We start from the raw sequence: 10826 nt of genomic DNA, 5'->3' as shown, positions 1-10826 counted from the left end.
GGGCGTGGTCGGGTGGGTTCATGGGGAGGCAGTACCGGGCGCGGTTCGACGCGGAGGTCACGTTCGCCAACGGGGGTGGGCTGCGGACCGACGGGTTCCGGCTGGACATCCCGGGGCCGGAGATCGACGACGCGGCGCTGGCCGCGCTCTTCGTCCGCCACCTAGGGCTGCTGATGGTCGCCGAGGTACGGATCACCGGCAGGACGATCGTCGAGGAACCGCACAATGGCGGCCGGGGCGTCACCACCGGCCCGGGTGACCCGGGCCGCCGCCTGGTCGAGCTGAGTCACGTGATCACCGACGGCATGGTCACCCTGCCCGGGTGGCCGGGCCCGGCGATCAGCGAGTGGCTGACCCGGGAGGCGTCCCGGGCGAACTACGCCCCGGGCACCGAGTTCCAGGTGGGCCGGATCGACATGATCGCCAACACCGGGACGTACCTGGACACGCCCGGGCACCGCTGGGCCGACGGCGTCGACCTCACCGGCACCCCGCTGGACCGGCTCGCCGACCTGCCCGGCGTGGTGGTCCGGGTGCCCGCCGGCACCCGCGCGGTGGACCGGCTGCTGCTGGCGCCGTACGACGTCGCCGGGCGCGCGGTGCTGCTGCACACCGGCTGGTCCGCGCACTTCGGCACCGACCGGTACGGCGCACCGGACGCCCCCTACCTGACCGGGGACGGCGCTCGCGCCTTGGTGGAGGCGGGTGCCGCGCTGGTCGGCATCGATTCGGTCAACATCGACGACATGACCCCGGCGTCCGGGGGTGAGCGCCCGGTGCACAGCGCGCTGCTGGCCGCCGGCATCCCGATCGTGGAGCACCTGACCGGCCTGGACGCCCTGCCCCCGGAGGGGTTCCGCTTCACCGCCGCCCCGCCGATGGTGGCCGGCATGAGCACCTTCCCGGTCCGCGCCTTCGCCGTCGTCGGCTGACCGGCGCGGCCGGCGGACCGGCGCTCAGTACCGCACCGAGATCCGCCGCTCGACGGCGTCCACCCGGATCTCGCCGCCGTACGGGATGATCAGCTGCGGGTCGGTGTGGCCGAGGTCGACGTCGAAGACCACCACCGCGTCCGGGCGGTACGGGGCCAGCGCCCGGGTGACCGCCTCCCGCTGCGCGGCACCCCAGACCCGCCGCTCCTCGACCGACCGGGGGCGGTCGAAGTCCCACGCCTTGGGGCGGCCGACGACGACGGCGGGGAAGGCGGCGAGCAGCCCCCGCTCCCCCATGTTCCGCACGATCCGGAACACCTCCAGGGCCGACGGCAGCTCCTCCGAGGTCTCGAGCACCAGCACCGAACCGGCCAGTTCGGCGGCGGTGGGGACGCGGTCGGCCGCCATCAGCCAGTGCAGGATCTCCAGGTTGCCGCCCCAGGTACGCCCCTGCACCACCGTCGACGGGCCCTGCCAGCGCCAGCCGGTGCCGGGGAACATCACCGGCTCGTCGGCCAGGGTGGCCGGGTCGCGCCAGTCCCGCGGCTCGTCGCCCCACTCGGGCGCCGGCGTCAGGTCGTACCAGCCGGAGGTGAAGAGGGCGGCGCGCAGCGAGTCGAGGGTGAGCGGGTGCGCCCTGCCGGAGCGGCCGAGGTGCACCAGCACCGATCCGCCGTGGTACGCCACGATGCCCAGCCGGTACAGGTGGTTGAGGACGTTGGTGTTGTCCGAGTAGCCGAAGTACGGCTTCGGGTTGGCCTGCAGCACCGCGTCGTCCAGGTATGGGGTGACCGTGATCAGGTCGTCGCCGCCCACGGTGGCCAGCACGGCGGTGACCGTCGGGTCGGCGAAGGCGGCGGTGAGGTCCCGGGCCCGATCCTTCGGGTCCGCGCCCATCGTCCGGGTGGTCGGGTACTCCACCGGCTCCAGGCCGAACTCCTCGCGCAGCCGGCGCAGGCCCAGCTCGTACACGTGGGGGAAGAGACCCGGCAGGCCGGCGGAGGGTGAGACGACCGCGACCCGGTCGCCGGGGCGGGGCTTGCGCGGATAGTCCGGGAACGTCATGTCCGGACGCTACCGGCCGTGACCAACCGGTTTTCCGGTCGTCGGAGCGACCCGACGCCGGGGCCCGGTGAGCGCGGACGGCGAACGTGGGGAAGGTGACATCCCGGGCCCCCTCCTTACCGGCGGCTCCCCACGGATACGATCGACGGAGTCGGACAGCGCTGTCCTTCGTACTCACGTAAGGAGCGCATGGTGACCGACCAGCACGACCACGACGGCCCCGACGCCGCCCTGCGGGCCGACATCCGCCGCCTCGGCACCCTGCTCGGCCAGACCCTGGCCCGCCAGGAGGGCCGCCCCCTGCTCGACCTGGTCGAGGAGATCCGCGCCCAGGTCCGCTCCGACGCCCCCGCCGCCGCGCAGCGGCTCGGCGGGCTGGACGTCACCACCGGCACCAAGCTGGCCCGCGCCTTCTCCACCTACTTCCACCTGGCCAACATCACCGAGCAGGTGCACCGCGCCCGGGACCTGCGCCGGCGCCGGGCGGTGCACGGCGGCTGGCTCGACCAGGCGGCCAAGATGATCGCCGAGCGGGGCGTGCCGGCCGAGGAGATCGCCGCGGCGGCCCGCCGGCTCGCGGTACGCCCGGTCTTCACCGCCCACCCCACCGAGGCGGCCCGGCGTTCGATCCTGTCCAAGCTGCGCGCCATCGCCGACGAGCTGGACACCGAGACCACCAACGCCATCCTCTACGGCGCCAGCGACGAGGGCCCGGCCAACCGGCGCCTGGCCGAGCTGCTGGACCTGATGTGGCAGACCGACGAGCTGCGGCTGGACCGGCCGGACCCGACCGACGAGGCCCGCAACGCCATCTACTACCTGCGCGACCTGCACGCCGAGGCCGCCCCGCAGGTGCTCGACGACCTCGCCGACACGCTGCGCACCCTCGGCGTGGAGACCTCGCCGACGGCCCGCCCGCTGACCTTCGGCACCTGGATCGGCGGCGACCGGGACGGCAACCCGTTCGTCACCCCGGCGGTCACCCGCGAGGTGCTGCACATCCAGCACGAGCACGGCATCACCGCCACCGAGGCGGCGATGGAACACCTGATCAACGAGGTCTCCGTCTCCCGCCGGCTGCGCGCGGTGTCGCTGGACCTCTCCGCCAGCCTCGCCGCCGACCTGGACGCGCTGCCCGAGGTGGCGCCCAGGTTCCGCCGGGTCAACGCCGAGGAGCCGTACCGGCTCAAGGCGCGCTGCGTGAAGGCGAAGCTGGCCAACACCCGGGAACGGCTGCGCCAGGGCACCCCGCACGTGCCGGGGCGGGACTACCGCGGCACCGCCGAGCTGATCGCCGACCTGGAGCTGCTGCGCGCCTCGCTGGCCCGCAACTCCGGGCAGCTCACCGCCGTCGGCCGACTCGCCTCCACCATCCGTACGGTCTCCGCGTTCGGCCTGCACCTGGCCACCATGGACGTACGCGAGCACGCCGAGGCGCACCACGCGGTGCTGGCCCAGCTCTACGCGGCCGTCGGCGAGGTGCCGGACTACCCGTCGCTGACCCGGCTGGAGCGGACCAAGCTCCTCGCCGACGAGCTGACCGGCCGGCGACCGCTGTCGACCCTGGACACCCCGCTGACCGAGAACGCGCAGAAGACGTTCGACGTGTTCGGCGCGATCCGGGAGGCGCAGGACCGGTTCGGCGCCGAGGTGATCGAGTCGTACATCATCTCGATGACCCTCGGGGTGGACGACGTGCTCGCCGCCGTGGTGCTGGCCCGCGAGGCCGGTCTGATCGACGTGCACAGCGGGCGGGCCCGGATCGGCATCGTGCCGCTGCTGGAGACGCCGGCGGAGCTGAACGCCGGCGGCGAGCTGCTCGACGAGCTGCTGTCGCTGCCCGCCTACCGGGCGCTGGTCGCGGCCCGCGGCGACGTGCAGGAGGTGATGCTGGGCTACTCCGACTCCAACAAGGAGGCGGGCATCACCACCAGCCAGTGGTCGATCCACCGGGCGCAGCGGGCGCTGCGGGACGTGGCCGCCCGGCACGGCGTGCACCTGCGGCTCTTCCACGGCCGGGGCGGCACGGTCGGGCGCGGCGGCGGGCCGACGCACGACGCGATCCTGGCCCAGCCGTACGGCACCCTGGACGGCGCGATCAAGGTGACCGAGCAGGGCGAGGTCATCTCCGACAAGTACACGCTGCCGGCGCTGGCCCGGGAGAACCTGGAGCTGACCGTGGCGGCGGTGCTCCAGGCGACGCTGCTGCACACCGCGCCCCGCCAGCCGGCCGAGATGCTGGAACGCTGGGACGCGGCGATGGACGTGGTCTCCGAGTCGGCGTTCCGCTCGTACCGCGGGCTGGTCGAGGACCCGGACCTGCCGGCGTACTTCTGGGCCTCCACCCCCACCGAGCTGCTCGGCGCGCTCAACATCGGCTCCCGGCCGGCGAAGCGGCCCAACACCGGGGCGGGGCTGGGCGGGCTGCGGGCCATCCCGTGGGTGTTCGGCTGGACGCAGACCCGGCAGATCGTGCCGGGCTGGTTCGGGGTTGGCTCCGGGCTGGCGGCGGCGCGGGCGGCCGGGCTGGAGGACGTGCTCGCCGAGATGAACCGCAACTGGCACTTCTTCCGCACGTTCCTGTCGAACGTGGAGATGATGCTGACCAAGACGGACCTGAGCATCGCCCGCCGCTACGTGGAGACCCTGGTCCCGAAGAAGCTGCACCCGATCTTCGACAAGATCGAGCAGGAGTACGAGCTGACCAAGCAGGAGGTGCTGGCGGTGACCGCCTCGCCGGCCCTGCTGGAGAACTCGCCGGTGCTCCAGCGCACCCTCGCGGTCCGGGACACCTACCTGGAGCCGCTGCACCACCTCCAGGTGGCGCTGCTGCGGCAGTACCGGGACTCCGGCGCCGCCGGGCGCGCGGTGGCGACCGCGCCGGGCGGCCGTCGCGCACCGAGCGACGGTACGGCGTTGGAGCGGGCCCTGCTCACCACGGTCAACGGCATCGCCGCCGGCATGCGCAACACCGGCTGACACCCGGGTACGACACGCGACGGCCCCGGTCCTCCTGGACGGGGGCCGTCGTCACGTTGTCTGCGGCTACCCGCCGGGACGGCAGGGCTCCCTCAGCGCGTTCCTGCCGCCGCAGGCATCGCGCTCCAACGGGTGCATCTGTTGTTGTTCCCGCGACAACAGACGCACCCGGAGGCGGCGGTCACCAGTCGCCGCCGCCGAAGTCCCCGCCCCCGAAGTCCCCACCGCCGAAGTCGGCCGCCTGATCGACGCCGCCGACGTCCCCCTGGTCGCCGTAGTCGCCGCCCTGGTCCCCGGCGTCGGCGCCCTGGTCGCCCTGATCGGCGCCGTCGCCGAAGCCCTCCTGGTAGCCGGCCTCGTAGCCGTAGCCCGGGTCGGCGAAGGCCGGCGAGAAGAGCGCGTCGGCGATCAGCAACCCGCCGAGCACCCCGGCGCCCGCGCCCAGCGCGGTCTTCCACCACGGCGTCGAGTACCAGCCGGCCGGCACCGGCCGCCCCTGGAAACGCCCACCCGGGTAGTAGTAGGGCGTGTCCCCGCCCGGCTGCGGGCCGGCCTTGAACGTCTGCCCCTGGACCTGCACCTGGCGTTCCTTGGTCAACTCGCCGGTGCCCTGCGCGGCGGCCAGCGGGGGCAGCTCCGGCCCCGGGTCCAGGCCGAGCGCCACCCTCGCCGCGCGGGCGTACGCCAGCCCCTCCAGCGCGGTCTCCCGGGCCAGCCGGTACTGCTGGACCGTCCCGGCCTGCTCCAGCTGGCTGCCGGCGGCGTTGTAGCGCTCCGCCGCGTCGACCAGCGCCTGGCGTACGGCCGGGGCGTCGCCGTGCAGGTTCATCACCTGGCCGCCGAGGCGCTCGTACCAGCGCTGGGCGTCGGCGCGCACGTCGGCGAGGCTGCGCGCCTCGCGGGCGGCCTGTTCCCGCCGCCACCAGACGAACCCGCCCACCAGGAGGGCCACGAGCACCGCCACGAGCAGAAGTTCCATGCCGCTGAAGGTACCCGCGTGGGTCCGGTCGTACGCCCGCCGGGACGACCGGACGCCGCGGGGCGCGGGATCACCCGCGGGCGTTTTCCACCCGGGGTGCTCCGCGCCCGGCGGCCGACCGGCGTGCTCCCCGGCGGCCCGGGCGGCGTTCTGGCAAGCTCCGGTGGTGGACTTCTCGACGCTCGCCGTGGTGATCGTCTGCCTCGTCGCCGGGGGTGCGGTGGGCTGGTACGCCGCCCGCGTCCGCTCGGCCATCGAGATCGCCCGCCTGGAGGCGACGCTGGCCGCCAACCGGGAGGGCGAGGGGCGGCTGGAGCAGTCGATGCGGGCGCTGAGCTACGAGGCGACCGCCCAGTCGCAGGAGGCGGTCGCCCGGGCGGTGGCCCCGCTGCACGACACCCTGCGCCGTTACGAGCAGCGGGTGGGCGAGCTGGAGCGCGACCGGGTCGACGCCTACGCCGAGCTGCGCGAGCAGGTCCGCGCCATGAGCACGGTCTCCGGCGAGCTGCGCACCGAGACCAAGCAGCTGGTGGCGGCGCTGCGGGCGCCGCAGGTGCGGGGCCGCTGGGGCGAGCACCAGCTGCGCCGGATCGTCGAGGCCGCCGGCATGCTGGAGCACTGCGACTTCAACGAGCAGGTCACCGCCGCCACCGACCACCAGGGAGTCCGCCCCGACCTGGTGGTCCGGCTGCACGGCGGCCGGACGGTGGTGGTGGACGCCAAGGCGCCCTTCGACGCGTACCTGACCGCGATGGAGGCGCGCGACGAGCGGGGGCGGGACACCCACCTCGACGCCCACGCGCGGCACCTGCGGGCGCACGTCGACGCGCTCGCCGCGAAGTCGTACTGGGCGGCGTTCGACTCGACGCCGGAGTTCGTGGTGCTCTTCGTGCCGGCCGACCCGTTCCTCGACGTGGCGTTGCAGCGCGACCCGACGCTGCTGGAGCACGCCTTCGCCCGCGACGTGGTGCTGGCGACTCCGGCCACCCTGGTGGCCCTGCTGCGTACGGTCGCCTACTCCTGGCGGCAGGAGGCGCTGGCCCGCAACGCGGTGGCCGTTCACTCGCTGGCCCGCGAGCTGTACGGGCGACTGTCCACCCTGGGCGACCACGTCGGCAAGCTCGGCTCCTCGCTCGCCGGGGCGGTCACCGCGTACAACCGGGCGGTGGGCTCGCTGGAGGCGCGGGTGCTGGTCAGCGCCCGCAAGCTGGCCGAGCTCGGGGTCTCCGACCAGGAGCTGACCGCCCCGGCCCAGGTCGAGGTGGCCCCCCGCCAGCCGCAGGCCCCGGAGCTGCTCGACGGCACGTCCACGCTGGACCGGTCCGCCTAACGTCGCGGATGTGACAGTACGCATCCGCGCATATCACGAAGTGGTCACAAGGTACCGCTCGGTAGTGACACCGCCACGACGTAGCACAAAGGATTCGCTCACGCGTGCCCTGTCATCTCAGGGCCCTGTTCTCTGGAGGAAAGAGAACGTGAGCAAACCCCGCAACCTGAGCCGGCGTACCTCCGCCGGGCTCTTCGCCACGGTCGTGGCCGCCGGCGCCATGGCCGGTGCGGGCAGCGCCGCCACCGCGAGCGCCGCCCCCGCGACCAGTCCGGACGCTCCCGCCAACGCCGTCGAGACGCTGGGCGCGCACGACGCCAAGCTGCTCGCCGAGGCGGAGGCGAAGCACGCGCCGACCGTCACGCTGATCGTCGCCACCGACAAGGGTGAGGCGAAGGACGTCGCCGACGCGGTGAAGGACCTCGGCGGCTCGGTCAGCCAGCGCTTCGACTCCATCGGGTACGTGCTGGCCAAGGTCCCCACCGCGAAGGTGCTCAAGACCGCCACGCTGCCCGGCGTCGCCGCGGTCGACCTCGACGAGACCATCCAGCTCCCGGACCCGACCCCGGAGTCCGCGCCGAACGGCGCGACCGCCGCCGAGCAGGGCGAGACCCTGGCCGGGCCGGGCGCCGGCACCGGCGCCGTCAACCCGTACATGCCGACCAACGAGACCGGCGCCGAGGCGTTCAAGGCCGCCCACCCCGAGTGGGACGGGCGCGGGGTCACCATCGGCATCATGGACTCCGGCGTGGACCTGGACCAGCCGGCGCTGCAGAAGACCACCACCGGCGAGCGCAAGATCGTCGACTGGGTCACCTCGACCGACCCGCTCGAGGACGCCACCTGGCGCGCGATGACCACCGAGGTGACCGGCCCGGCCTTCACCATCGGCACCACCAGCTGGACGGCCCCGGCCGGCAGCTACCGGTTCGCCACCTTCCGGGAGTCGATCACCGCCCCGGCCGGCGCCACCAGCGAGGTCGGCGGTGACGTCAACCGCGACGGTGACACCACCGACTCGTGGGGCATCCTCTACCACGCCGACACCCACGACATCCGGGTGGACGTCAACGGCAACCGCGACTTCACCGACGACGAGCTGATGCGCCCGTACAAGGAGAAGTTCCAGGTCGGCCACTTCGGCACGGACAACCCGGCCACCGCCGTCCGCGAGCAGATCCCGTTCGTCGTCGAGTACCGCGAGGACGTCGACCTCAACCCGGGCGACGGACAGCCCGGCCCGTACGCCGACTACGTCAACATCGGCATCGTCCAGGCCACCCACGGCACGCACGTCGCCGGCATCACCGCCGCCAACGACATGCTCGGCAACAGCGCCCTCGACGGCGCGGCCCCCGGCGCCAAGCTGGTCTCCTCCCGCGCCTGCACCTGGACGGGCGGCTGCACCGCCGCGGCCCTCACCACCGGCATGGCCGACCTGGTGATCAACCGCAAGGTCGACGTGGTCAACATGTCGATCGGCGGCCTGCCGGCGCTGAACGACGGCTCCAACGCCCGCGCCCAGCTCTACAACAGCCTGATCACCACCTACGGCGTGCAGCTGTTCCTCTCGGCCGGCAACTCCGGCCCGGGCCTGAACACCATCGGCGACCCGTCGGTGGCGACCAACGCGGTCAGCGTCGCGGCCAGCATCAGCAAGCAGACCTGGCTGGCCAACTACGGCTCGGTGGTCCGCAAGGAGAACGCGCTGTTCAACTTCTCCTCGCGCGGTCCGCGGGAGGACGGCGGCTTCAAGCCCAACATCGCCGCCCCCGGCTCCGCGATCTCCACCGCGCCGACCTGGCTGCCGGGCGTGCCGGTCGCCGAGGCCGGCTACCCGCTGCCGCCGGGCTACCAGATGCTCAACGGCACCTCGATGGCCGCGCCGCAGGCCGCCGGCGCTGCCGCGCTGCTGCTCTCCGCCGCCCGGGACAACGACCAGGGCGTCACCCCGGCCGCGCTGCGCCGGGCCATCTACAGCTCGGCCCAGCCGATCGAGGGCGTCGCCACCTACGCCCAGGGCTACGGCATGTTCAACGTACCGGGCGCCTGGGAGCTGCTGGACCAGGGCGTCGAGACCCGCTCGTACACCTCGGACGCGCCGGTCTGCACCGAGCTGTCGAAGAACCTGACCCGCTACGACGCCGGCACCGGCACGTTCGTGCCGAACCCGGATCGCGGCGCGGGCGTCTACAACCGGTGCGCCGCCGGGCAGGGCGGCCAGAAGGTCGACCAGACGAAGACCTACAAGGTCAAGGTCACCCGTACCAGCGGACCGGCCGGCAACATCCGGCACAACGTCACGCTGCGCGGCAACGACGGCACCTTCACCGCCCCGCGGTCGGTGGTGCTGCCGCTGAACAAGACGGTCACCGTCAACGTGGTCGCCAAGCCGCGTACCGACGGCACGCACGGCGCGCTGATGACCATCGACGACCCGGCCACCAACGTGGTCGACTTCGAGGTCTCCACCGTGGTGGTCGTCTCCAACGACGTGCGGAAGCAGGCGTACTCCTTCTCGGCCGAGGGTTCGGTCGACCGGAACAGCTTCACCTCGTACTTCGTGACCGTGCCGGCCGGGGCGGGCGCGCTCCAGGTCAACCTCTCCGGCATCGCCACCGGCTCGCAGACCCGGTTCATCGCCATCAACCCGTACGGCATCCCGGTGGAGAGCACCGCCAGCACCGCCTGCTACACCAACTTCTCCGACGCGGCGGCCTGCAAGCCGCAGGAGCGGGACTACCAGAACCCGATCCCCGGGGTCTGGCAGATCGAGGTGGAGTCCCGGCGTACCTCGCCGTCGCTGAACAACCCGTTCCAGCTCCAGGCCCGGGTGCAGGGCGTGCAGGTCGAGCCGGCCACCGTCGCACTGCCGTCGGTGACCGCCGGTACCCCGGCCCAGGTCTCCTGGGACCTGACCAACACCTTCGGCCCGGTGTCGGTGACCGGCCAGGGTGGCGCGCTGTCCAGCGTGCACGCCGAGCGGCCGACCATCGCCCAGGGCGCGCAGCAGGAGTACACGGTGACCGTGCCGGCCGGGGCGACCAGCTTCACCGCCCGGATCGGCAACACCGCCGACCTCGGCGCCGACCTGGACCTGTCGGTCTTCCTGGGCGCCACCCGGGTGGGCCGCTCGGCCGACGGTGACTCGGAGGAGGCGGTCACCCTGACCAACCCCGCCGCCGGCACCTACCGCGTGGTGGTGGACGGGTACGCCGTCGACGGCCCGGGCACCAGCACCGCCTACGACTACCGGGACTCCTTCTCGGCGCCGTCGCTGGGCACGCTGTCCGCCCCGGCCACCCCGCTCCCGCTGAACCACGGCGACACCGCCGCCCTCACCGGCACGGTGACCGCCCTGTCCGCCCCGGCCGCCGGCCGGGAGCTCTACGGCGACCTGGCCGTGACCACCACCGAGGGCGCGGTCGTCGGCCGCGGCTCGGTCGCGATCGGCGCGGTGAACTGACCACCGCCTGACGGCGGTCCCGCGACCGCCACGCACCACAGGAGCCCGCCCCCACCCCCGGGGGCGGGCTCCTGT

The 10826-nt window shown here is 73.5% G+C and carries 6 protein-coding genes; 4 read left to right on the top strand and 2 right to left on the bottom strand.

The genetic code is table 11. The features are described from left to right. Positions 1 to 20: 20 nt before the first annotated feature. Positions 21 to 932 carry a cyclase family protein gene (locus tag ACSNN7_RS27275; protein ID WP_436683890.1) on the top strand — a complete coding sequence of 304 codons (912 nt, stop codon included), beginning with the start codon at positions 21 to 23 and terminating at the stop codon, positions 930 to 932. A gap of 24 nt (positions 933 to 956) precedes the next feature. Here ACSNN7_RS27275 and ACSNN7_RS27270 read toward each other — a convergent pair whose 3' ends face one another. After that, on the bottom strand, positions 957 to 1997 hold the full coding sequence (locus ACSNN7_RS27270; RefSeq protein WP_436683889.1) for a S66 family peptidase: 1041 nt from the start codon (positions 1995 to 1997) through the stop codon (positions 957 to 959). A 192-nt stretch (positions 1998 to 2189) separates the two neighbouring features. Between ACSNN7_RS27270 and ppc the strand changes: the two genes are divergently transcribed. Further along, complete coding sequence (gene ppc / locus ACSNN7_RS27265) at positions 2190 to 4976, top strand: phosphoenolpyruvate carboxylase (protein WP_436683888.1); 2787 nt, start codon at positions 2190 to 2192, stop codon at positions 4974 to 4976. 181 nt (positions 4977 to 5157) lie between these two features. Here ppc and ACSNN7_RS27260 read toward each other — a convergent pair whose 3' ends face one another. Further along, entirely contained in the window at positions 5158 to 5955 is a 798-nt protein-coding gene (locus tag ACSNN7_RS27260) for a hypothetical protein (protein ID WP_436683887.1), read from the bottom strand. Between the two features lie 166 nt (positions 5956 to 6121). On the opposite strand from ACSNN7_RS27260, the gene ACSNN7_RS27255 reads away from it, so the two are divergent. Further along, positions 6122 to 7285 (top strand): DNA recombination protein RmuC, encoded by a 1164-nt coding sequence (locus ACSNN7_RS27255; protein WP_436683886.1) that lies wholly within the window; start codon positions 6122 to 6124, stop codon positions 7283 to 7285. Positions 7286 to 7433: 148 nt separating this feature from the next. Then, positions 7434 to 10751 carry a S8 family serine peptidase gene (locus ACSNN7_RS27250; protein ID WP_436683885.1) on the top strand — a complete coding sequence of 1106 codons (3318 nt, stop codon included), beginning with the start codon at positions 7434 to 7436 and terminating at the stop codon, positions 10749 to 10751. The last annotated feature ends 75 nt before the right edge of the window (positions 10752 to 10826 follow it).

The sequence above is a fragment of the Micromonospora sp. URMC 105 genome (assembly GCF_051386295.1).
In the GTDB taxonomy this organism is placed as follows: Bacteria; Actinomycetota; Actinomycetes; order Mycobacteriales; family Micromonosporaceae; genus Micromonospora.
The sequence above is the reverse complement of the archived record's forward strand: the minus strand, read 5'-3'. Positions and strand labels throughout refer to the sequence as shown.